Genomic DNA, 22,484 nt, shown 5'->3' with positions numbered 1-22,484 from the left:
GTTCAGTCGGAACGTATCTAAAGTTAGACGTCGATCATGTAATGAAAAAAAACAACAATTTCAAACGGATTTACTTGCCCTTTCGGGGTAGGGCAAGCGTATATTCTTGCTAAAACCTGTCTCGATTTCTCCATTTGCTGAAATCGACAAAATCCATGAGTGCAGTCCCTATGAATATGCTGGAAAAAATCCAGTCTCAGCTGGAACACCTTAGCAAATCAGAGCGTAAAGTCGCAGAAGTGATTCTCGCCACCCCGCAGGATGCCATTCACTCAAGCATTGCTACCCTCGCCCGCCACGCCGACGTCAGTGAACCGACGGTTAACCGTTTTTGCCGCCGTCTGGAAACCAAGGGCTTCCCTGATTTTAAATTACATTTGGCGCAAAGTCTGGCGAATGGCACGCCTTATGTAAACCGGAATGTTGATGAGGACGACAGCGTTGAGTCCTACACCGGTAAAATCTTCGAATCCGCTATGGCAAGCCTGGACCAGGTTCGGCAGTCTCTTGATATGGCAGCGGTAAATCGCGCCGTAGATTTACTCACCCAGGCTAAGAAAATTGCTTTCTTCGGGCTGGGCGCTTCGGCGGCCGTCGCGCACGACGCTATGAACAAGTTTTTCCGCTTCAACGTGCCGGTATTCTACTCCGACGATGTGGTTATGCAGCGTATGAGCTGTATGAACTGCAGCGAAGAAGACGTGATCGTGCTGATTTCGCACACCGGCCGCACCAAAAATCTGGTGGAGCTTGCACAGCTGGCGCGCGAGAACGATGCCATTGTGCTGGCAATTACCTCCCACGGTTCGCCGCTGGCGCATGAGGCGACGCTTTCATTATTGCTCGACGTGCCGGAAGACACCGACATTTATATGCCGATGGTTTCGCGCCTGGCCCAGCTCACGGTGATTGACGTGCTGGCAACCGGTTTTACTTTGCGTCGCGGCGCTAAATTCAGGGATAACTTGAAGCGAGTCAAAGAAGCGCTGCGGGAATCGCGTTTTGATAAGGAGCTATCCGCTCCACGGGATAATCATTAAGTTTTTATAACAAAGCTGTAACTTTTTAGGTCGTTCGGTTAAGTTGTCCCCTTGCGCCAACGCGCGCACCCTGACTAACCGAGTTTTTTGTTCACGCAACACCAAGTTGTTTCAGTCAACGGAGTAATACATGTCCAGACGGCTACGTAGAACCAAAATCGTCACCACCTTAGGCCCAGCTACCGATCGCGACAATAATCTCGAAAAGATTATCGCAGCGGGTGCAAACGTGGTGCGTATGAACTTCTCCCACGGTACAGCAGAAGATCACCAGCTGCGTGCGGACAAAGTTCGTGAAATCGCCGCGAAACTGGGACGTCACGTCGCTATCCTTGGCGATTTGCAGGGTCCTAAAATTCGCGTTTCTACCTTCAAAGAAGGCAAAGTATTCCTCAATATCGGCGACAAATTCCTGCTTGATGCCAACCTTGGTAAAGGCGAAGGCGATAAAGAGAAAGTGGGCATCGACTATAAAGGCCTGCCTGCTGATGTCGTACCGGGCGATATCCTGCTGCTCGACGATGGCCGCGTACAGCTGAAAGTGCTGGAAGTCCAGGGCATGAAAGTGTTCACCGAGGTTACCGTCGGTGGCCCGCTGTCCAACAATAAAGGCATCAACAAGCTCGGCGGCGGTCTGTCTGCCGAAGCGCTGACCGACAAAGACAAAGCCGACATCGTAACCGCCGCAAAAATCGGCGTCGACTATCTGGCCGTCTCCTTCCCACGCTGTGGTGAAGATCTGAACTACGCACGACGCCTGGCGCGCGATGCGGGCTGTGATGCAAAAATTGTTGCGAAAGTCGAACGTGCTGAAGCCGTTTGCGATGAAGCGGCAATGGACGACGTTATCCTCGCCTCTGACGTGGTGATGGTTGCCCGTGGCGACCTCGGCGTTGAAATCGGCGACCCGGAGCTGGTCGGCATTCAGAAAACCCTGATTCGCCGCGCCCGCAAGCTGAACCGCGCGGTGATCACCGCGACTCAGATGATGGAGTCAATGATCACCAACCCAATGCCTACCCGTGCGGAAGTCATGGACGTGGCAAACGCCGTGCTGGACGGCACCGATGCGGTGATGCTGTCTGCTGAAACCGCAGCCGGTCAGTATCCTGCGGAAACCGTAGCGGCAATGGCGCGCGTTTGTCTGGGCGCTGAAAAGATCCCAAGCATCAACGTTTCCAAACACCGTCTGGACGTGCAGTTCGACAATGTAGAAGAAGCGATCGCCATGTCTGCGATGTACGCGGCAAACCACCTGAAAGGGGTGACCGCCATCATCACCATGACCGAATCCGGCCGCACCGCGCTGATGACTTCCCGTATCAGCTCTGGTCTGCCAATCTTCGCCATGTCCCGTCACGAACGCACGCTGAACCTGACCTCCCTGTACCGTGGCGTAACGCCAGTGCACTTTGACAGCGCAAGCGACGGCGTAGCCGCTGCGAGCGATGCGGTTAACCTGCTGCGCGACAAGGGCTACCTGGTATCAGGTGACCTGGTCATCGTGACCCAGGGCGACGTGATGAGCACCATCGGCACCACCAACACCACGCGTATTCTGTGCGTTGAGTAATGCGTTAGCGGTGTGAAAAAGGGGCCAATTGGCCCCTTTTATTTTGCATCGCGTCGGATGGCGCTGCGCTTTTTCGACCTGCGAATAACGTTATTTCCGAGTTTTGTAGGGTGGATAAGCGCAGCGCCATCCACCAAATACTATTTCTTCGGAAACAGCTCTTTGCGGCGATAGGGCTCTATCTCCCCCTCTTTTCGCGTCTTCAGCAGCTTAAGGATCCAGGTGTACTGCTCGAGGTTCGGGCGGACAAAAATCTCCACCTCTTCGTTCATGCGGCGCGCAATCCGGTTGTCGTCGGCATCGATCAGATCGTCCATCGGCGGACGAATGAAGATATCCAGACGATGCGTTTTGCTGTTGTACACCGGGAAGAGCGGCACCACGCGGGCGCGGCAAACCTTCATCAGGCGGCCAATAGCAGGCAGCGTGGCCTTGTAGGTCGCGAAGAAATCGACAAATTCGCTGTGCTCGGCACCGTGGTCCTGGTCCGGGAGATAATAACCCCAGTAGCCCTGACGCACGGAGCTGATAAACGGCTTAATGCCGTCGTTGCGGGCGTGCATACGGCCACCAAAGCGGCGACGCACCGTGTTCCACACGTAGTCAAACAGCGCGTTGCCCTGATTGTGGAACATGGCGGCCATTTTCTGCCCTTCAGACGCCATCAGCATCGCCGGGATATCGACCGCCCAGCCGTGCGGGACGAGGAAAATCACGTTTTCCTCCCGCGCTTTTAGCTCATCGATAATTTCTTTGCCATGCCAGTCCACGCGCTGCATCACCTTCTTCGGGTCGCGCAGGCCCAGCTCGGCCATTAGCACCATCGCCTGTGGGGCGGTGGCAAACATCTCGTCGATGACCGCCTCACGCTCGGCTTCCGGCATTTCCGGGAAACAGTAGAGCAGGTTTATCTGCGCGCGGCGACGGGCGCTTTTCCCGAATCGACCGGCAATACGCCCCACTTTCCCCAACAGCGGATCGCGCAGCGACGGCGGCAGCAGTGCAAGTCCAGCGAAGGCGCCAACGCCCAGCCAGGCCCCCCAGTAGCGAGGATGCCAGAAGGCTTTTTGAAACTCGGGAATAAACTCGCTATGACTTTTTTTTGCTTTTTCCATGCAGGTTCTCAGTACAGCATCAAATCATTGATGATATGAATTTAGATGTAGTTTAGCGGCGTAACTGCTGACAGACAAAAGAAAAAGCCGGTACTGAGGCACCGGCTTTCCGTTTATGCGTGTTGCACGAGATTAATCGAAGCGCAGCTGCGGCACCACTTCGCGCACCTGAGCCAGGTAATCGCGGCGATCCGAACCGGTCAACCCTTCGGTACGCGGCAGTTTCGCCGTCAGCGGGTTAACGGCCTGCTGGTTGATCCACACCTCATAGTGCAGGTGCGGGCCGGTAGAGCGGCCGGTATTACCCGAAAGCGCTATACGGTCGCCGCGTTTCACCTTCTGGCCTGGTTTCACCAGCAGTTTCTTCAGGTGCATATAGCGCGTGGTGTAGGTGCGGCCATGACGAATAGCCACGAAGAAGCCTGCCGCCCCGCTGCGTTTTGCCATCACCACTTCGCCGTCGCCCACCGCCAGCACCGGCGTGCCCTGCGGCATCGCAAAGTCGACGCCTTTATGCGGAGCAATACGCCCGGTTACCGGGTTCAGGCGGCGCGGGTTGAAGTTTGAGGAAATACGGAACTGCTTAACCGTTGGGAAACGCATGAAGCCTTTCGCAAGGCCGGAACCGCTGCGGTCGTAGAACTTGCCGTCTTCCGCACGAATCGCATAGTAGTCTTTACCACCGCTGCGCAGGCGCACGCCGACGAGCTGGCTCTGCTCGCGCTTGCCGTCGAGCATTTCTCGCGACATCAAAACGGAGAATTCATCGCCTTTTTTCAGCTTGCGGAAGTCCATCTGCCACTGCATGGCTTTGATAACGGAGCTGATTTCGGCGCTGGTTAAGCCCGCGTCTTTCGCACTGCTGACGAAACTGCCGCCCACGGTGCCTTTGAGCACATTGTTCACCCAGTCGCCCTGCTGCATTTCGCTGCTGAGCTTGAAGGTAGTGCCGGAGCGGTCATAGGTGCGGGTTTCGCGGCGGGACATTTCCCAGGTCAGGCGCTGCAGCTCGCCGTCGGCGGTCAGCGTCCAGGAAATCTGCTGGCCAATTTTCAGGTTACGCAGGTCTTTATCGACGGCCGCGAGCTGGCTGATATCGCCCATGTCGATGCCGTACTGGTTAAGAATGCTGCTCAGCGTATCGCCGGTGGAGACAACATATTCGTGAACGCCGGCTTCGCCAGCGGTTTTCTCGTCCAGCTCATCCTGTGGAATGGCGTCGTCGCCTTCGTCAAGGGTTGGCTGGTCGATAGGCTCACTCGCCTCGGGGAGCAGAGAACGCACTTCGTTCTTTTCAAGCTCGATGGTTTTAATGACGGGGCTGGCTTCTGGATGGTAGACATACGGCCGCCAGACGGCGACCGCTAAAGTAAGAACCGTAAGTGACCCCAGCATAACGCGATGGGGCCGGGACAGGTTGTCAAAAGCCAGGGCGACAGAGCGGGCTATCTGTTGCACGTATTCACTTCCTCGTTAATCTCCCTTCAGGCAGCTCGCATACTGGTTCGCAAGCCCGGTCAAAAACTGCATATAGCTGTCTTTACCAAGCGCGACGTCCATCCCCAGCGGATCCAACGTGCCTGAACGGACGTTAGTACCACGGGCGACGGCGTGAATTACCGCTGGCCTGAACTGTGGCTCAGCAAAAACGCAGACCGCCTTTTGCTCAACCAACTGTGTTCTGATTTCATGTAAACGCTGCGCACCGGGCTGGATCTCAGGGTTGACGGTAAAATGGCCAAGCGGCGTCAGTCCGTAGTGTTTTTCAAAGTAGCCATAGGCGTCGTGAAAAACGAAATACCCTTTACCTTTCAGCGGTGCGAGCACGGTACCAAGCTGCTTATCAGTGCTGGATAAGCCTGACTCGAATTTCTGCAGATTGGCGTCAAGTTGGGTTCTATTTTCGGGCATAAGTTCCACTAATTTATCGTGGATTGCAACCGCCGACAGGCGCGCTATCTCCGGCGAGAGCCAGATATGCATGTTGTATTCACCGTGGTGGTGATCTGCATCACTATTTTCTGCTGAATGGTCATGACCCGCGTGCTCGTGCTCGTCATCCTCATCGCCTTTCATGAGCAGCGGTTTCACACCCGCCAACGCTGCGAGCGTCACTTGTTTTTGTTGAGGTAATTGCCCTACGGACTTCTGCATGAAGGCTTCCATTTCTGGGCCAACCCATACTACTAAGTCCGCGCCCTGTAAGCGTTTTACATCGGAAGGGCGAAGTGAATAATCATGCTCGGAAGCGCCATCTGGAAGCAGAACCTCCGTGGTTGTGACGCCCTCGGCAATAGCCGAAGCAATAAACCCGAGAGGTTTGATAGAAGCCACTACGGCGGCCTGCGTTGGCATCACTGCGGCACCCCAAAGGGCGGCTGAAAAACCAGCGAAAAGAAGTGTGTTTTTATGTAACATAATGCGACTTATCATCGTTGCGAATGTGAGAAGTGTGATATTATAACATCCGCTAACTTCTGCAACCCCTGAAATACTCATGACAAATTTAGTATCGCTAGAAAATATCTCCGTCTCGTTCGGACAGCGCCGCGTGTTGTCTGACATTTCTCTGGATCTTAAACCGGGGCGTATCCTTACCCTGCTCGGGCCAAACGGCGCGGGTAAATCTACGCTTGTGCGCGTGGTGCTGGGGCTGGTAGCGCCGGATGAAGGCGTGATCAAGCGTGACCGCGACCTGCGCATCGGCTACGTGCCGCAAAAATTGCATCTTGATGCCACGCTGCCGCTGACGGTAAATCGCTTTATGCGCCTGCGTCCCGGCGTCAAGAAGAGCGATATTTTGCCCGCGCTTAAGCGCGTTCAGGCAGCGCATCTTATTGATGCCCCAATGCAAAAACTTTCCGGCGGCGAAAACCAGCGCGTCCTGCTGGCGCGAGCGCTGCTCAACAGCCCGCAGCTGCTGGTGCTTGACGAGCCAACCCAGGGCGTTGACGTCAACGGCCAGCTGGCGCTGTATAACCTGATTAACCAGCTTCGCCACGAGCTGGACTGCGCCGTGCTGATGGTTTCCCACGACCTGCATCTGGTGATGGCAAAAACGGACGACGTGCTTTGTCTGAACCATCACATCTGCTGTTCGGGCACGCCGGAAGTGGTTTCCATGCACCCAGAATTTATCTCCATGTTCGGCCAGCGCGGCGCGGAACAGCTGGGGATTTACCGCCATCACCATAATCACCGTCACGATCTAACCGGACGCATTATTCTGCGCAGAGGGAATGGCCAGTCATGATTGAATTGTTGTTGCCCGGCTGGCTTGCCGGGATTTTGCTTGCCTGCGCGGCGGGCCCGCTGGGCTCGTTCGTCGTCTGGCGTCGTATGTCCTACTTTGGCGATACCCTTTCCCACGCTTCGCTGCTGGGCGTTGCTTTTGGTCTGCTGCTTAACATCAACCCGTTCTATGCGGTGATTACCGTCACGCTGATGCTGGCGCTCGGCCTGGTATGGCTTGAGAAGCGCCCTCACCTTGCGATTGATACCCTGCTGGGCATTATGGCGCACAGCGCGCTGTCGCTCGGCCTTGTCGTGGTTAGCCTGATGTCCAACGTGCGCGTTGACCTGATGGCCTATCTTTTCGGCGATCTGCTGTCGGTTACCATGCCGGATCTTATTTCTATTGCCCTGGGCGTAGCGGTTGTGGTCGCCGTGCTGCTGTGGCAGTGGCGTAACCTGCTGTCGATGACGATAAGCCCGGATCTCGCGCACGTAGACGGCGTGAATCTGCAGCGTGTGAAAATGCTGCTGATGCTGGTCACCGCGCTGACCATCGGCGTGGCAATGAAATTTGTCGGCGCGCTGATTATCACTTCGCTGCTGATTATTCCTGCGGCTACCGCAAGGCGCTTTGCGCGCACGCCGGAGCAAATGGCGGGCGTTGCGGTGCTGGTAGGCATGGTGGCGGTAACGGGCGGGTTAACCTTCTCGGCGTTTTACGATACGCCTGCCGGGCCGTCGGTGGTGCTGTGTTCGGCGGTGCTGTTTGCGTTGAGTATGGCGAAGAAGACGGCGGCCTGATCTAGCGGTGGATGGCGCTGGCGCTTATCCACCCTACAAAATCACCCACATTACGATTTAATTCTCGGCGAATGGCGCTTATCCGCCCAATATGAAATGTATGTCGGGTAAGCGTTGCGCCACCCGACGTTATTCAAACCTACGCGTCCGGCGGCACAATCCCAAAATGGGTCCACGCGCGTGGGGTGGCGATACGTCCGCGCGGGGTACGCTGTAAGAACCCCTGCTGAATCAAAAACGGCTCAAGCACGTCTTCGATGGTTTCGCGCTCTTCCCCAATCGCCGCCGCCAGGTTGTCCAACCCGACCGGGCCACCTAAGAACTTATCAATCACCGCCAGCAGCAGCTTGCGGTCCATATAGTCAAAGCCTTCGGTGTCCACGTTCAGCATATCCAGCGCCTGGGAGGCGATTTCCGCGCTGATGGTGCCATCGTGGCGAACTTCCGCAAAGTCCCTTACGCGCCGCAGCAAGCGGTTGGCAATACGCGGCGTACCGCGTGCGCGCTTCGCTACTTCAAATGCGCCGTCTTCGCTCATCTCCAGACCCAGTACGCTGGCGCTACGCCCGACGATGTGCTGCAAATCCGCGACCTGATAAAACTCCAGGCGCTGCACGATGCCGAAACGGTCGCGCAGCGGGGACGTCAGCGAGCCAGCGCGCGTCGTCGCACCAATCAGGGTAAACGGCGGCAGATCGATTTTGATGGAGCGCGCGGCGGGACCTTCGCCAATCATGATATCCAGCTGGTAATCTTCCATCGCCGGATAGAGCACTTCTTCCACAACCGGGGAAAGACGGTGAATCTCATCGATAAACAGCACGTCGTGCGGTTCGAGGTTGGTGAGCATGGCCGCCAGATCGCCCGCTTTTTCCAATACCGGGCCGGAGGTGGTGCGCAGGTTGACGCCCATTTCGTTGGCAACGATATTGGCAAGCGTGGTTTTACCGAGGCCCGGCGGGCCGAAAATTAACAGATGATCGAGCGCATCCCCGCGCAGTTTTGCCGCCTGAATGAAGATTTCCATTTGCGAGCGCACCTGCGGCTGACCGACGTAATCCGCCAGAAAGCGCGGACGGATGGCTCGGTCAATGAGTTCATCCGGGGTGATGGTGTCCGGCGATACCAGACGGTCTGCTTCAATCATCCTTCAGCTACCTTAGAGACTTCAGAGTGCGGCACGGAGTGCTTCGCGGATCAGGGTTTCGCTATCGGCATTGGCGCGCCCCACTTTGCTCACCATACGGCTGGCTTCCTGTGGTTTATAGCCCAGCGACACCAGCGCGGCAACAGCTTCCTGCTCCGCGTCGTCCGTCGCGCCGTTATCCGGCGAGGTGAGCACCAGATCGGCCGCTGGCGTAAACAGGTCGCCGTGCATGCCTTTGAAGCGGTCTTTCATCTCGACGATCAGGCGCTCGGCGGTTTTCTTACCCACGCCCGGCAGCTTGACCAGCGAGCCGATCTCTTCACGCTCGACGGCATTTACAAACTGCTGCGCCGACATGCCGGAGAGGATTGCCAGCGCAAGTTTAGGGCCAACGCCGTTCACTTTGATTAGCTCGCGGAACAGCGTGCGTTCCTGCTTGTTGTTGAAGCCGTAAAGCAGCTGCGCGTCTTCACGCACCACGAACTGGGTAAATACCACCGCTTCTTTGCCAATATCCGGCAGCTCGTAGAAACAGGTCATTGGCATATGGACTTCATACCCCACGCCACCCACTTCCATTAATACCAGCGGCGGCTGTTTTTCCAGGATGATGCCTCTGAGTCGACCAATCACATTTAGCTCCTACATTTACTCGTCATATTTCAAGCTGCAGGGGTGTTGGCTGCACTCAGTTATTCGGCACGTCGTGTGCCTCACCCCTTCAGGGCCACTGCATGCAGTGTTCAAATCTGTTCCAGACAGATTTGTCACCCCAGTCACTTACTGAAGTAAGTTCCTGGGGATTCACTCCCTTGCCGCCTACCTGCAACTTGAACTATCTAGAGTATTGTTTGATGAAATTGCGCTTATCATATAAAAAAGGCTGGATACATATCCAGCCCTATTTATTTTAATCTTCCCCGCGACAGATTGAGGCGCGTGTCGCTCATCTGCATCGAGTTTTGCGTGACGTGGCAGTGCGTTATGGCAATGGCCAGCGCATCCGCCGCATCCGCCTGCGGGTTGGCAGAAAGCTTTAGCAGGGTTCGCACCATGTGCTGCACCTGCGACTTCTCTGCGCTACCGATACCGACCACCGTCTGTTTGACCTGACGGGCCGCGTACTCAAACACCGGCAGGTCGTGGTTAACCGCCGCGACAATCGCAGCGCCCCGCGCCTGGCCTAGCTTGAGAGCAGAATCGGCGTTCTTCGCCATAAATACGGATTCGATGGCGAAATATTCCGGGTGAAACTGGGTAATGATTTCGCTCACCCCCGCGTAGATAAGCTTCAAACGCGAGGGCAAGTCGGTTACCTGAGTACGAATGCACCCGCTACCGAGGTAGGTCAGCTGACGCCCGGTCTGGCGAATAACGCCGTAACCGGTGACGCGCGATCCCGGGTCAATGCCGAGAATAATCGCCATCACGCACCTTCCGTAAACAGGCTTACGGTCGCAGCAAACGCCATTACAGGGTTGCCGCCACCTCGTCGGAGATCTCACCGTTGTGGTAAACCTCCTGCACGTCATCGCAGTCTTCCAACATGTCGATCAGGCGCATCAGTTTTGGTGCAGTTTCCGCGTCCATATCCGCTTTGGTGGAAGGGATCATAGAAACTTCTGCCTCGTCCGCTTTCAGACCGGCAGCTTCCAGCGCGTCGCGCACGGCGCCCATGTCTTCCCAGGCGGTGAACACGTCGATTGCGCCGTCGTCATAGGTGACAACGTCGTCAGCGCCTGCTTCCAGGGCCGCTTCCATCACGGTGTCTTCATCTTTGCCTGGGGCATAAGAGATGACGCCTTTTTTGGTGAACAGATAGGCAACGGAGCCGTCGGTTCCCAGGTTACCGCCGCATTTATTGAACGCGTGGCGCACTTCAGCCACGGTACGGTTACGGTTGTCGCTCAGGCATTCAACCATTACGGCTGAACCGCCAGGACCGTAACCTTCATAAATGATGGTTTCCATGTTCGCGTCTTCATCACCGCCCACGCCACGCGCGATGGCACGGTTCAAAGTGTCGCGCGTCATGTTGTTGGATAACGCTTTATCGATAGCCGCACGCAGACGCGGGTTAGACCCTGCATCGCCGCCGCCCAGACGGGCAGCCGTGACCAGCTCGCGAATAATCTTGGTGAAAATTTTACCGCGCTTGGCATCCTGTGCCGCTTTGCGGTGTTTCGTGTTGGCCCACTTACTATGACCTGCCATAACAATCTCCAAAAGCGCCTTTTTCAGGCGGCATCAATTACAAACTCTTCAATCGCCTGCCGGTTGCTCCACGATTTGGTCATGGCCGCCGCCGATTTGGCGTCAACCCACTTCCAGTCCAGATGCTCCGTAATGGTTATCTGGCGCTCATGGGGCAGCGCAAGGCAGAACCAGGATTCCGTATTACGCATGATTCCCGGCTCGTAGCGATGACGCAAATGAGCAAAAATCTCAAACTCCACACAACGCTGACAGTCGATTAAGGCCAGCTGTTCTTGAACAGCATCAATATCGACCTCTTCCTTTACTTCGCGAAGTGCGGCATGCAGCGCGCTTTCCCCCTCTTCCAGGCTGCCGGTAACCGACTGCCAGAAGTCAGGATCGTCACGCCGCTGAAGCATCAGCACCCGTCCGGTATCTTGGGCAAAAATCACGACCAGTACCGAAACGGGACGCTTATACACTTTATCCTTTACGCTGCCTCTTTGTTGGCTGCCTTCATTCTTCCCATTCACACAGTTATCTATGCTCATGGGAATTCACGCAGTTGCCGCCTCGACGCAACGTGAATGATTGCGTGTATGCAGGCCATGTTATTCTTTCTCGGCCTTTTTAATGACCGCAACGCCCAGCTCGGCCAGCGCCTGCGGGTTAGCAAAGCTTGGCGCTTCGGTCATCAGACACGCCGCGGCGGTGGTTTTCGGGAACGCGATAACATCACGGATGTTGTCGGTACCGGTCAGCAGCATGGTCAGACGGTCCAGACCAAACGCCAGGCCCGCGTGCGGAGGCGTGCCGTATTTCAGCGCGTCTAACAGGAAGCCGAACTTCTCGCGCTGATCTTCTTCATTAATACCGAGAATGCCGAACACGGTCTGCTGCATCTGGCCGTTGTGGATACGTACGGAACCGCCGCCCACTTCGTAACCGTTGATCACCATGTCGTAGGCGTTAGCCACGGCAGATTCCGGGTCTGCTGCCAGCTGTTCAGGCGTCATGTCTTTTGGCGCGGTGAACGGGTGGTGCATCGCGGTCAGGCCACCTTCGCCGTCGTCTTCGAACATTGGGAAGTCGATAACCCACAGCGGCGCCCACGCGCTTTCGTTGGTGATCTTCAGATCCTTACCAACTTTCAGGCGCAGTGCGCCCAGCGCGTCGGCAACCACTTTCTTGCTGTCCGCGCCGAAGAAGATCATATCGCCGTCGGCAGCGCCGGTGCGGGTCATGATTTCTTCAACGATTTCGGCGTTCAGGAACTTGGCAACCGGGCTGGTAATGCCTTCAATGCCTTTAGCGCGCTCGTTGACTTTGATATAAGCCAGACCTTTCGCGCCGTAAATTTCAATGAACTTGCCGTATTCGTCAATCTGTTTGCGGCTTAACTGTGCGCCACCCGGCACACGCAGTGCGGCAACGCGGCCTTTGGCATCGTTAGCCGGGCCGGAGAAGACTTTAAACTCTACGTCTTTCACCAGGTCAGCAACGTCCACCAGCTCCATTGGGTTACGCAGGTCTGGTTTATCAGAACCGTAGCGGCGCTCGGCTTCGGCAAAGGTCATTACCGGGAAGTCGCCCAGGTCAACGTTCTGTACGTCCAGCCACAGATCGCGCACCAGTTTTTCCATCACTTCGCGCACCTGTGGTGCGGTCATGAAGGAGGTTTCGACGTCGATCTGGGTGAATTCCGGCTGGCGATCGGCGCGAAGGTCTTCGTCACGGAAGCATTTTACGATCTGATAGTAGCGGTCGAAGCCGGACATCATCAGCAGCTGTTTGAACAGCTGAGGAGACTGCGGCAGCGCGTAGAATTTGCCTTTATGAACGCGGCTCGGCACCAGGTAATCGCGCGCACCTTCCGGCGTGGCTTTGGTAAGCATTGGGGTTTCGATATCGAGGAAACCGTGGTCATCCATAAAGCGGCGCACGAAGCTGGTGATTTTGGCGCGTTTTTTCAGGCGGTTTGCCATCTCGGGGCGACGCAGATCCAGGTAGCGGAACTTCAGGCGCGCCTCTTCGGTATTAACGTGGTTGGAGTCGAGCGGCAAAGATTCTGAACGGTTGATGATGGTCAGATCGGTCGCAAACACTTCCACGGCGCCGGTTGCCATATCTTTGTTGATGTTTTTCTCATCACGCGGACGTACGGTGCCCGTGATTTGAATGCAGAACTCATTACGCAGTTCGGAGGCAAGCTGGAACGCGTCCTGACGGTCCGGGTCGAAAAACACCTGCACGATGCCTTCGCGATCGCGCATATCAATAAAGATAAGGCTACCGAGGTCACGACGACGATTGACCCAACCACACAGCGTTACTTGTTGTCCCACATGGGATTGATTGAGCTGCCCGCAATATACTGTACGCATGAGATATCCCTTAAATTAGCCGCGCACCGTCCACATCCTGCAACGGCGGCCACTATTTTTGTATGCATCGTTTGGATGAAAAAAGGGGGCTATTATAATGGAAATTCTCTCCGGCGATAACCCCGATGCGACGCTCTGAAAGCTTTCAACGCCTCTTGTTTCGCCAAAACTCACAAAAATTAACAAAAATAGTAAACTGTGCAACGCGGCTTCCGTCGTAAGGTATTCGCCGCAAACCAATTTTGAACCGGAGTCACGCCATGCTCGAACTGAATTCTTCCCGCACCGCCCTGGTCGTTATCGATCTTCAGGAAGGTATCCTGCCGTTTGCCGGCGGCCCGCATACCGCGCAGGATGTGGTGACCCGCTCGGCTCAGCTAGCTGATAAATTCCGCGCCAACGGCTCGCCGGTTGTCATGGTCCGCGTCGGCTGGTCAAAAGACTTTGCCGAAGCGCTCAAACAGCCGGTAGACGCACAGGCCCCCGCCCACGCACTGCCGGACAACTGGTGGATTTACCCGCCAGCGCTCGGCAAGCAGGACAGCGACATTGAGGTCACCAAACGCCAGTGGGGCGCGTTTTACGGCACGGATCTTGAGCTGCAGCTTCGCCGTCGCGGCATCGACACCATCGTGCTGTGCGGTATCTCCACCAACATCGGCGTGGAATCCACCGCCCGCAACGCGTGGGAACTGGGCTTCAACCTGGTGATTGCCGAAGACGCGTGCAGTGCCGCAAGCGCCGACCAGCACCAGGGCAGCATGACCAATATCTTCCCGCGTATTGGCCGCGTGCGCAGCACGGAAGAAATTATCTCTGCGCTTTAATAATTTTACGTCGTCTACCCTATATCATTCGAGTTGTGGGTAGGCGGCTAGGGAGTGAACCCCCAGTCACTTACTTAAGTAAGTGACTGGGGTAAGGGAGTGTAGCCAACACCCCTACAGCTTGAAGGATGACGGGTAGGATGATTTACGTTGGTCTTCCCCAGTGGTCGCATCCTAAGTGGGTGCGGCTGGGGATAACTTCTCTGGAAGATTACGCTCGCCACTTTAACTGTGTGGAAGGCAACACGACGCTCTACGCCCTGCCAAAGGCGGAAACCGTGCTGCGCTGGCATGAACAAACCAGCGACGAATTCCGCTTTTGCTTTAAGTTTCCGGCAACGATTTCGCACCAGGCCGCCCTGCGCCAGTGCGGCGATCTGACCATCGAGTTTTTTGACCGCCTGTCGCCGCTTGCCGGACGAATAGGTCAATATTGGCTCCAGCTTCCGGCAACGTTCGGTCCGGCAGATTTACCCGCCCTGTGGGGTTTTCTTGACGCATTGCCGAAGGATTTTACCTACGGAGTTGAAGTCCGCCATCAGTCGTTCTTCGATAAAAGCCCCGACGAACAGGCGCTAAACCGCGGCCTGCACGAGCGCGGCGTAAACCGCGCGATTCTTGACAGCCGCCCGGTTCACAGCGCGATGCCGCACAGCGAGGCGATACGCGAAGCACAACGCAAAAAGCCCAGGGTACCGGTTCACGCCGTGCTCACCGCCGCCAACCCGCTGGTGAGATTTATCGGCAGCGACGACATGACCACAAACCTCGAGCTTTTCGGCGTGTGGCTGAAAACCCTGCCGAAATGGGAAGAAAAATCCACGCCGTATCTTTTCCTGCATACGCCGGATATCGGGCACGTCAACGAGCTGGTTCATACCCTGTGGCCGGGCCTGCAGAACGCTTTTCCCGGCATCGGCGACGAGCCTGCCATCCCCCAGCAAAACTCCCTTTTTTAGGGATAGCGACATCCTACCGTTTGCGCTGCTATCATAGCGCCGCAAAATCTATCCTTTAAGGAAGTGAGTATGGTAAGCGCGCTCTACGCCGTGCTGGGTGCAATGCTCCTGATTAAGTTTTCGTTTGATGTTGTGCGTATGCGTTTGCAATACCGTGTCTCCTATGGCGACGGCGGTTTTACCGAACTCCAGAGCGCTATCCGCATTCACGGCAACGCGGTGGAATACATTCCCATCGCCCTGCTGCTGCTGTTGCTGATGGAGATGAATGGCGCTGAAACGTGGATGGTGCACGTCTGCGGTATTTTGCTGATCGTAGGCCGCCTGATGCATTACTACGGTTTTCATCACCGTTTGATTCGCTGGCGTCGCTCCGGCATGAGCGCCACGTGGAGCTCGCTGTTGCTAATGGTGCTGGCTAACCTGTGGTATATGCCGTGGGAGTTGGTTTTCTCGCTGCATTAACGCAAAATACGCCACTTTGAATTTTCGGATTAAAGTTATGTCTGACCGCGATATGTTGTTTTCCGCCCCCATCGCCCAGCTTGGCGACTGGACCTTTGATGAACGCGTGGCCGAAGTTTTCCCGGACATGATCCAACGATCGGTGCCGGGCTACTCCAACATCATCTCGATGATTGGCATGCTGGCCGAGCGCTTCGTCATGCCTGGCAGCCAGGTTTACGATCTTGGCTGCTCGCTGGGCGCGGCAACACTTTCGGTACGCCGTAACATCCAGCACGACGGCTGCAAAATCATCGCCGTGGACAACTCCCCGGCCATGGTTGAGCGCTGCCGTCGCCATATCAACGCGTTCAAGGCGCAGACCCCGGTTGAGGTGATTGAGGGCGATATCCGCGATATCGTCATTGAAAACGCCTCAATGGTGGTGCTGAACTTTACGCTGCAGTTCCTCGAGCCGGTTGACCGCCAGCTGCTGCTGGAAAAGATCTATCAAGGTCTGAACCCGGGCGGCGCGCTGGTGCTGTCCGAAAAATTCAGCTTTGAAGACGCTGAGGTCGGCGAACTGCTGTTCAACATGCATCACGACTTTAAGCGCGCCAACGGCTACAGCGAGCTAGAAATCAGTCAGAAGCGCAGCATGCTGGAAAACGTCATGCTCACCGACTCCGTAGAAACCCATAAAAAACGCCTCAAGCAAGCCGGCTTCGATCACGCAGAACTGTGGTTCCAGTGCTTTAACTTTGGCTCTTTAGTTGCGCTGAAATCAGGAACCCCAGCATGATCGACTTTGGAAATTTTTATCAGCTTATCGCCAAAAGCCCGCTTGCCCCGTGGCTGGAAACCCTGCCTGCGCAGATCGCTACCTGGCAGCGTGAAAACCTGCACGGCCAGTTCAAGCACTGGTATAACTCGGTCGAATACCTGCCGGCGCTCACGCCGCATCGTCTTGACCTGCTGCACAGCGTCACCGCTGAATCTTTGGCTCCGCTCAGCGACGGCCAGCGTTTAGGCATCGAAAAACTGCTGCGCAACCTGATGCCGTGGCGCAAAGGCCCGTACTCATTGTACGGCGTGGACATCGACACCGAATGGCGTTCCGACCTGAAATGGGATCGCGTGCTGCCGCATATTTCCCCGCTTGCCGGTCGCACTATTCTCGACGTCGGCTGCGGCAGCGGCTATCACCTGTGGCGCATGATTGGCGCGGGCGCGCATCTGGCGGTAGGTATCGACCCGATGCAGCTGTTCGTCTGCCAGTTCGAAGCCGTTCGCAAGCTGTTGGGCAACGACCAGCGTGCCCACGTGCTGCCGCTGGGCATCGAACAGCTTCCGGAGCTGAACATCTTTGATACCGTCTTCTCGATGGGCGTGCTCTACCACCGTCGCTCGCCGCTCGATCATCTCTGGCAGCTAAAAAACCAGCTGGCCAAAGAAGGCGAACTGGTGTTGGAAACCCTGGTGGTGGAAGGCGATGAGAATACCGTGCTGGTGCCGGGGGAGCGTTACGCGCAGATGCGCAACGTCTATTACATTCCGTCAGCGCTGGCGCTGAAAAACTGGCTGGAAAAATGCGGCTTTGTGGACGTGCGCATCGTCGATCATTGCTACACCACAAGCGAAGAACAGCGTCGTACAAGCTGGCTGACGACCGAATCGCTGGCGGATTTCCTCGACCCGAACGATCCATCCAAAACTATCGAAGGCTACCCTGCCCCGCTGCGCGCCGTGCTCGTCGCGCGTAAGCCTTAAGTAAAATCGTAAAAAAAACAAAGGCCGCAATTGCGGCCTTCTTTATATCTACTTCACTACTTTTTGGTCGGCTGAGGTTTTTTCTCAGGGGTATTTTTTGACTTGCTTGGCTCGTCTTTCTTAACCGTCAAAACAGAGTAATTCGACATAAAATTCACCTTAATTTGCCACGTGAGTAGTAAGTATAGGCGAGCAATGATTTAGTGCTGGGAATATTTCATTAGAAACTACCGCTTCGCTTACGGCGGGGATAAAAAAAGCCCCGATAAAACACCGGGGCCTGGTACTAGCAAACATCATATTGGGCGACATGATGCGCGGTTAAAAACGGTTTCCGTCAGGCTGCGTTTTTGCAGCAGCCAGCACGGCTTTCATTGCCGCTACCACGTCAGCATCCACGCAGTAGCGATTAAACTCATCGGCTTCGGCATCCGCGCTCATCGAAACGCCCGCTTTGCGGTAGCGCATTAAAGAAGCTACGGACTGCCCGGCGGAGCTGTGAACCTCATCAATCCCGGATTCAACAAACTTTTGCAGGTTGCTTAAGCGCACCCCGGCACCCGCCATAATGATTGGAGCGCGGGAATGTCCTTTTAGTTCCCTAAGCAGTGAAAGTCCTAATTCAGCATTCTGCTGCTGGCCGGAAGTAAGGATGCGCGCAACCCCCAAATCCGCGAGCTGCTCTAAAGCCTGCGTCGGGTTGTGGCACATATCGAACGCACGATGGAACGTAACGGCCATGCCCCGGCCTGCGTCCATCACCTGCGCCATGCGCTTCATGTCGATGTGCCCTTCCTCATCCAGCATGCCGATTACCAGCCCCGGATAGCCCAGATCGCGCACATACGCGATATCTTCGAGCATGGTTTCGAACTCGCGCTCCGAATAGCAAAAATCGCCGCCGCGCGGGCGAATAATAGGATGAACGGGAATCGACACCAGCTGCTTCACCTTTCGCAGCACGCCCGCTGAAGGCGTAAGACCGCCTTCTTTAGGCGCTGCGCATAGCTCAATTCGATCTGCTCCGGCCTGTTCTGCCGTCAGGGCACAGTCGATGCCGTAGCAGCATATTTCCAGCTTAGCCATTGATAACTCCTTAAAAATTCTTAAGCATTGCGATTGTATCAGGGGGGAAGGATGCTACTCTGAAACGACGCTCATAAGGGGTAACCTATCATGGCATTCAATTTCGATGAAGGCATCGACCGACGTCACAGCGACAGCGTGAAATGGAACAAATATGGTAACGAGGTGCTACCTATGTGGGTGGCAGATATGGATTTCCGCTCGCCGCCCTGCATTCTGGAGGCGCTCCACAGGCGGGTTGAGCACGGCGTGTTCGGCTACGGCAATCACCCGGACGAGCTTATCGACGTGGTGGTCGAGCGCATGGCTAGCCGCTATCAGTGGCAAATCAAACCAGAGTGGATAGTCATCCTGCCGGGCGTAGTCGCCGGGCTGAACCTCAGCGTTCGCGCCTTTACCGAAGCCGATGAGGCAACGATTGCCCCCACGCCTATCTATCCACCGTTCAAAAAATCCTCAGCGTTCGCGCAGCGCCCGCAGCTCAACGCCCCCCTGCGGCTCGAGAGCAACCGCTGGGTAATCGACCTCCCCGCGCTTACACCGCAGCTTACCGGCAAAGAAAAGCTGCTGATGCTCTGCAACCCGCAGAACCCCGGCGGCACGGTTTATCGCCGCGACGAGCTGGAACAGCAGCTGGCGTTTGCCCAGCGCCACGATTTGATTGTCTGCTCCGATGAAATTCACTGCGACCTGCTGCTGGAGCCGGGCGCTACGCACATTCCTTTCGCCACGCTCGGGGCCGATGCGGAACAGCGATCCGTCACCCTGCTTTCCCCGTCCAAAACCTTCAACATTGCCGGTCTTGGCGCGTCGCTTGCCATTATTCCCAATCCGGAACTGCGCAAACGCTTTAACAAAACGCGCGACGGTATCGTGCCCAGCGTGGACGTGCTGGCCCTGACCGCCGCAACCGCCGCCTGGCGCGACGGCGAGCCATGGCTACAGGCGCTGCTGCCGTATCTGCGTCGCAACCGCGACAGGTTAGTTACCGCCGTTAACGACATTCCGGGGCTTAAGATGACCGCGCCGGAGGCCACCTATCTGGGCTGGGTGGACGCAAGCGGCCTGGCCGTCGAAAACCCGACGCTGTTCTTCCAGAAAGCGGGCCTCGGATTCTCGCCGGGTGCCGATTTTGGCGACGGAAAATTCGTGCGGATAAACTTCGGCTGTACGTCAGCAACGCTCGATGAGGCTATCGGGCGCATGAGGGCGGCGGTGAGCTCGCTCTAATGCCGCCACGGGGTTATGCCTGCTCGCTGGCAACGATGTCTTCAATACTCCAGGGATGGAATTTGATGGTTACCCTGCCGTCCGTCACCGCAAGCGTTGGGTTCGGCAGACGTTCACGCTCCCCTTTCGGCGAGCTGGTTTTCACCGAAATCCCCGTCTGGCGCAAACCAGCGTCGGACAACAAATCCAGCGCGCGGGCATTCAGCGTCTGCGGGTCGCCCGGCAGCACAATTTCAATATGCTCCCAGCCTTCGTGCGGATAGCGCTTCTCGCCCGGCCACGGTAGTTCGACAATCCTGAACTTCCAGTGTTCGACGCAGACCGGTTCGTCGAGCCGGAACAGGCAAATCGGCCGATCGTTGATGATATTATCCGACAGCAGCGTGCCGCATTTTTCAAGGCCCGCGCGCCAGCGTTCCGCCGTCGTATTCTGGTGGCAGCGCAGGGAAATGTGATCGGCATCAAGCGCTGCGATCTCCAGATCCAGGCGCGTGGCAAGTTCTGTTAACGCTTTTGTAAAACGCGGGAGATCCGCTGAAATATCATTCAGTTCTGCAACCGTCTGCCAGTTAGCCATGGGGCATCCTCTAAAATCGCGATGGGCGCTAATCTACCTTTTTCTTCCCGCATCACCAACCTCCCGGCGGGCCGCCTGACGCTGAATGGTTATTCACTATACCGTTGATATTAGTTCAGGGCGCGCGGGCCAAGGCTTTTGCTGACGAGGGCGGTTAAATAAAGTTATACTTACGCCCTTATTTAATCCCCCACGATACGGCTGCTGTAACGTCATAGCGGCCCTAGCAAAATGTAAGGTATCCCGGTGAATATTCAGGCTCTTCTCTCAGATAAAGTCAGTCAGGCGATGGTTGCTGCAGGCGCGCCTGCAGATTGCGAACCGCAGGTTCGTCAGTCAGCCAAAGTCCAGTTCGGCGACTATCAGGCCAATGGCGTGATGTCCGTTGCTAAAACGCTGGGCAAGCCGCCACGACAAGTCGCAGAGTCCGTTATCGCCAATCTGGACCTGACAGGGATTGCCAGCAAGGTTGAAATCGCCGGTCCTGGCTTCATCAATATCTTCCTCGACCCGCTGTTCCTCGCTAAAAACGTCGATGCCGCCGTCGCTTCCGACCGCGTTGGCGTGAACACCGTTGCGCCGCAGACCATCGTTGTCGATTACTCAGCGCCAAACGTGGCCAAAGAGATGCACGTCGGCCACATCCGCTCCACCATTATTGGTGACGCGGCGGTGCGCACGCTGGAATTCCTCGGCCATAAGGTTATCCGCGCCAACCACGTGGGCGACTGGGGCACGCAGTTCGGCATGTTGATCGCTTATCTGGAAAAGCAGCAGCAGGAAAACGCCGGTGAAATGGCGCTGGCCGACCTCGAAGAGTTCTACCGCGCCGCCAAGAAACACTACGACGAAGACGCCGAGTTTGCCGAGCGCGCGCGCGGCTACGTGGTAAAACTGCAGGGCGGCGACGAATACTGCCGCGAAATGTGGCGCAAGCTGGTCGACATCACCATGACCCAGAACCAGCAGACCTATAACCGTCTTAACGTCACGCTGACCCGCGACGACGTGATGGGCGAAAGCCTTTATAACCCTATGCTTCCGGGCATCGTAGCCGATCTCAAAGCGAAAGGCCTGGCGGTCGAGAGCGAAGGCGCAACCGTGGTGTTCCTGGACGAGTTCAAGAACAAAGACGGCGACCCGATGGGCGTTATCATCCAGAAAAAAGATGGCGGCTATCTCTACACCACCACCGACATCGCCTGCGCGAAATATCGTTACGAAACCCTGCACGCAGATCGCGTCCTGTACTTCATCGACTCCCGCCAGCACCAGCACCTGATGCAGGCGTGGACCATCGTGCGTAAAGCCGGTTACGTTCCGGAATCTGTAACGCTCGAACACCAGATGTTTGGCATGATGCTGGGCAAAGACGGCAAGCCGTTCAAAACCCGCTCCGGCGGCACGGTCAAGCTGACCGACCTGCTGGACGAAGCGATGGAACGCGCCCGCAGCCTGGTGGCGCAGAAAAATCCTGACATGCCGGCAGACGAGCTGGAGCAGCTTGCAAAATCCGTCGGCATCGGCGCGGTAAAATACGCCGACCTGTCGAAAAGCCGCACCACCGACTACATCTTCGACTGGGACAACATGCTCGCCTTCGAAGGCAATACCGCGCCGTACATGCAGTATGCCTACACCCGCGTGCTTTCCGTCTTCCGCAAAGCGGCTATCGACGAGGCCGAGCTGCTGAAGTCACCGGTGGTCATCACCGAAGATCGCGAAGCCCAGCTTGCCGCGCGCCTGCTGCAGTTTGAAGAAACGCTGAACGTGGTCGCCCGCGACGGCACGCCGCACGTAATGTGTTCCTACCTGTACGATCTTGCAGGCCTGTTCTCCGGCTTCTACGAGCACTGCCCGATCCTCACCGCCGACAGCGAAGAGGCCCGCAACAGCCGCCTGAAGCTGGCGCTGCTGACCGCGAAAACCCTGAAGCTGGGTCTGGATACCCTGGGTATCGAAACCGTAGAACGTATGTAATTTCAACGGGGGGCGCCCGCTCCCCGCTTTTTTACCGCTCGAAAAACCGCCCCCTTAAACCTTCCCCAGACTTTCAATTTTGTTCAGTATCAATTAAGCATCAATTAAATTACCTCCTTTG

Annotated in this window: 22 protein-coding genes; 11 read left to right on the top strand and 11 right to left on the bottom strand. The window is 56.3% G+C overall.

Annotation, left to right across the window (positions count from 1 at the left end; genetic code table 11):
* The first annotated feature begins 137 nt into the window (after positions 1 to 137).
* The gene (locus ACSPHG_RS09285) at positions 138 to 1,040 is read left to right on the top strand and encodes a MurR/RpiR family transcriptional regulator (protein WP_435955985.1); all 903 of its coding nucleotides are present in this window, start codon (positions 138 to 140) and stop codon (positions 1,038 to 1,040) included.
* A gap of 130 nt (positions 1,041 to 1,170) precedes the next feature.
* Positions 1,171 to 2,613: a pyruvate kinase gene (pyk, locus tag ACSPHG_RS09280; RefSeq protein WP_435953183.1), complete on the top strand. Its 1,443-nt coding sequence runs from the start codon at positions 1,171 to 1,173 to the stop codon at positions 2,611 to 2,613.
* 140 nt (positions 2,614 to 2,753) lie between these two features.
* Here pyk and lpxM read toward each other — a convergent pair whose 3' ends face one another.
* The 3 genes from lpxM to znuA form a co-directional block, all read right to left on the bottom strand.
* On the bottom strand, positions 2,754 to 3,728 hold the full coding sequence (lpxM, locus tag ACSPHG_RS09275) for a lauroyl-Kdo(2)-lipid IV(A) myristoyltransferase (RefSeq protein WP_435953182.1): 975 nt from the start codon (positions 3,726 to 3,728) through the stop codon (positions 2,754 to 2,756).
* A 132-nt stretch (positions 3,729 to 3,860) separates the two neighbouring features.
* Positions 3,861 to 5,186 carry a murein DD-endopeptidase MepM gene (gene mepM / locus ACSPHG_RS09270; protein ID WP_435953181.1) on the bottom strand — a complete coding sequence of 442 codons (1,326 nt, stop codon included), beginning with the start codon at positions 5,184 to 5,186 and terminating at the stop codon, positions 3,861 to 3,863.
* A gap of 15 nt (positions 5,187 to 5,201) precedes the next feature.
* A complete protein-coding gene (gene znuA / locus ACSPHG_RS09265; protein ID WP_435953180.1) occupies positions 5,202 to 6,146 on the bottom strand; it encodes a zinc ABC transporter substrate-binding protein ZnuA in 945 nt (314 codons plus the stop codon).
* A 79-nt stretch (positions 6,147 to 6,225) separates the two neighbouring features.
* On the opposite strand from znuA, the gene znuC reads away from it, so the two are divergent.
* The gene (znuC, locus tag ACSPHG_RS09260; RefSeq protein ID WP_435953179.1) at positions 6,226 to 6,981 is read left to right on the top strand and encodes a zinc ABC transporter ATP-binding protein ZnuC; all 756 of its coding nucleotides are present in this window, start codon (positions 6,226 to 6,228) and stop codon (positions 6,979 to 6,981) included.
* On the top strand, positions 6,978 to 7,763 hold the full coding sequence (gene znuB, locus ACSPHG_RS09255) for a zinc ABC transporter permease subunit ZnuB (RefSeq protein ID WP_435953178.1): 786 nt from the start codon (positions 6,978 to 6,980) through the stop codon (positions 7,761 to 7,763). Before znuC ends, znuB begins: the two co-directional genes overlap by 4 nt.
* A gap of 139 nt (positions 7,764 to 7,902) precedes the next feature.
* Here znuB and ruvB read toward each other — a convergent pair whose 3' ends face one another.
* The 6 genes from ruvB to aspS all read right to left on the bottom strand — a co-directional run bounded on the left by ruvB (position 7,903) and on the right by aspS (position 13,490).
* Positions 7,903 to 8,910: a Holliday junction branch migration DNA helicase RuvB gene (ruvB, locus tag ACSPHG_RS09250; protein ID WP_435953177.1), complete on the bottom strand. Its 1,008-nt coding sequence runs from the start codon at positions 8,908 to 8,910 to the stop codon at positions 7,903 to 7,905.
* Positions 8,911 to 8,931: 21 nt separating this feature from the next.
* A complete protein-coding gene (gene ruvA / locus ACSPHG_RS09245; RefSeq protein ID WP_435953176.1) occupies positions 8,932 to 9,543 on the bottom strand; it encodes a Holliday junction branch migration protein RuvA in 612 nt (203 codons plus the stop codon).
* A 272-nt stretch (positions 9,544 to 9,815) separates the two neighbouring features.
* Positions 9,816 to 10,337 carry a crossover junction endodeoxyribonuclease RuvC gene (gene ruvC / locus ACSPHG_RS09240; RefSeq protein WP_435953175.1) on the bottom strand — a complete coding sequence of 174 codons (522 nt, stop codon included), beginning with the start codon at positions 10,335 to 10,337 and terminating at the stop codon, positions 9,816 to 9,818.
* Positions 10,338 to 10,380: 43 nt separating this feature from the next.
* Entirely contained in the window at positions 10,381 to 11,124 is a 744-nt protein-coding gene (locus tag ACSPHG_RS09235; RefSeq protein ID WP_435953174.1) for a YebC/PmpR family DNA-binding transcriptional regulator, read from the bottom strand.
* A 23-nt stretch (positions 11,125 to 11,147) separates the two neighbouring features.
* The gene (nudB, locus tag ACSPHG_RS09230) at positions 11,148 to 11,657 is read right to left on the bottom strand and encodes a dihydroneopterin triphosphate diphosphatase (RefSeq protein ID WP_435953173.1); all 510 of its coding nucleotides are present in this window, start codon (positions 11,655 to 11,657) and stop codon (positions 11,148 to 11,150) included.
* Positions 11,658 to 11,717: 60 nt separating this feature from the next.
* On the bottom strand, positions 11,718 to 13,490 hold the full coding sequence (gene aspS / locus ACSPHG_RS09225) for an aspartate--tRNA ligase (protein WP_435953172.1): 1,773 nt from the start codon (positions 13,488 to 13,490) through the stop codon (positions 11,718 to 11,720).
* Positions 13,491 to 13,750: 260 nt separating this feature from the next.
* Between aspS and ACSPHG_RS09220 the strand changes: the two genes are divergently transcribed.
* The 5 genes from ACSPHG_RS09220 to cmoB all read left to right on the top strand — a co-directional run bounded on the left by ACSPHG_RS09220 (position 13,751) and on the right by cmoB (position 17,490).
* Positions 13,751 to 14,317 carry a hydrolase gene (locus ACSPHG_RS09220; protein WP_435953171.1) on the top strand — a complete coding sequence of 189 codons (567 nt, stop codon included), beginning with the start codon at positions 13,751 to 13,753 and terminating at the stop codon, positions 14,315 to 14,317.
* Positions 14,318 to 14,457: 140 nt separating this feature from the next.
* Positions 14,458 to 15,276 (top strand): DUF72 domain-containing protein, encoded by an 819-nt coding sequence (locus ACSPHG_RS09215; protein WP_435953170.1) that lies wholly within the window; start codon positions 14,458 to 14,460, stop codon positions 15,274 to 15,276.
* A 69-nt stretch (positions 15,277 to 15,345) separates the two neighbouring features.
* On the top strand, positions 15,346 to 15,741 hold the full coding sequence (locus ACSPHG_RS09210; RefSeq protein WP_435953169.1) for an MAPEG family protein: 396 nt from the start codon (positions 15,346 to 15,348) through the stop codon (positions 15,739 to 15,741).
* Positions 15,742 to 15,778: 37 nt separating this feature from the next.
* A complete protein-coding gene (cmoA, locus tag ACSPHG_RS09205) occupies positions 15,779 to 16,522 on the top strand; it encodes a carboxy-S-adenosyl-L-methionine synthase CmoA (RefSeq protein WP_435953168.1) in 744 nt (247 codons plus the stop codon).
* Positions 16,519 to 17,490 carry a tRNA 5-methoxyuridine(34)/uridine 5-oxyacetic acid(34) synthase CmoB gene (cmoB, locus tag ACSPHG_RS09200; RefSeq protein ID WP_435953167.1) on the top strand — a complete coding sequence of 324 codons (972 nt, stop codon included), beginning with the start codon at positions 16,519 to 16,521 and terminating at the stop codon, positions 17,488 to 17,490. Before cmoA ends, cmoB begins: the two co-directional genes overlap by 4 nt.
* A 321-nt stretch (positions 17,491 to 17,811) precedes the next feature.
* On the opposite strand, the gene cutC is transcribed toward cmoB, so the two are convergent.
* Positions 17,812 to 18,576 carry a copper homeostasis protein CutC gene (gene cutC / locus ACSPHG_RS09195; RefSeq protein WP_435953166.1) on the bottom strand — a complete coding sequence of 255 codons (765 nt, stop codon included), beginning with the start codon at positions 18,574 to 18,576 and terminating at the stop codon, positions 17,812 to 17,814.
* Positions 18,577 to 18,666: 90 nt separating this feature from the next.
* Between cutC and ACSPHG_RS09190 the strand changes: the two genes are divergently transcribed.
* Complete coding sequence (locus tag ACSPHG_RS09190; protein WP_435953165.1) at positions 18,667 to 19,806, top strand: MalY/PatB family protein; 1,140 nt, start codon at positions 18,667 to 18,669, stop codon at positions 19,804 to 19,806.
* A gap of 13 nt (positions 19,807 to 19,819) precedes the next feature.
* Here the strand turns inward: ACSPHG_RS09190 and ACSPHG_RS09185 are convergent, their stop codons facing one another.
* Positions 19,820 to 20,383 (bottom strand): VOC family protein, encoded by a 564-nt coding sequence (locus ACSPHG_RS09185; protein ID WP_435953164.1) that lies wholly within the window; start codon positions 20,381 to 20,383, stop codon positions 19,820 to 19,822.
* Between the two features lie 246 nt (positions 20,384 to 20,629).
* Here ACSPHG_RS09185 and argS point away from each other — a divergent pair, with 246 nt between their 5' ends.
* Positions 20,630 to 22,363 (top strand): arginine--tRNA ligase, encoded by a 1,734-nt coding sequence (argS, locus tag ACSPHG_RS09180; protein ID WP_435953163.1) that lies wholly within the window; start codon positions 20,630 to 20,632, stop codon positions 22,361 to 22,363.
* Positions 22,364 to 22,484 lie beyond the last annotated feature (121 nt).

The sequence above is a fragment of the Dryocola baronae genome (assembly GCF_051297175.1).
In the GTDB taxonomy this organism is placed as follows: domain Bacteria; phylum Pseudomonadota; class Gammaproteobacteria; order Enterobacterales; family Enterobacteriaceae; genus Dryocola.
The sequence above is the reverse complement of the archived record's forward strand: the minus strand, read 5'-3'. Positions and strand labels throughout refer to the sequence as shown.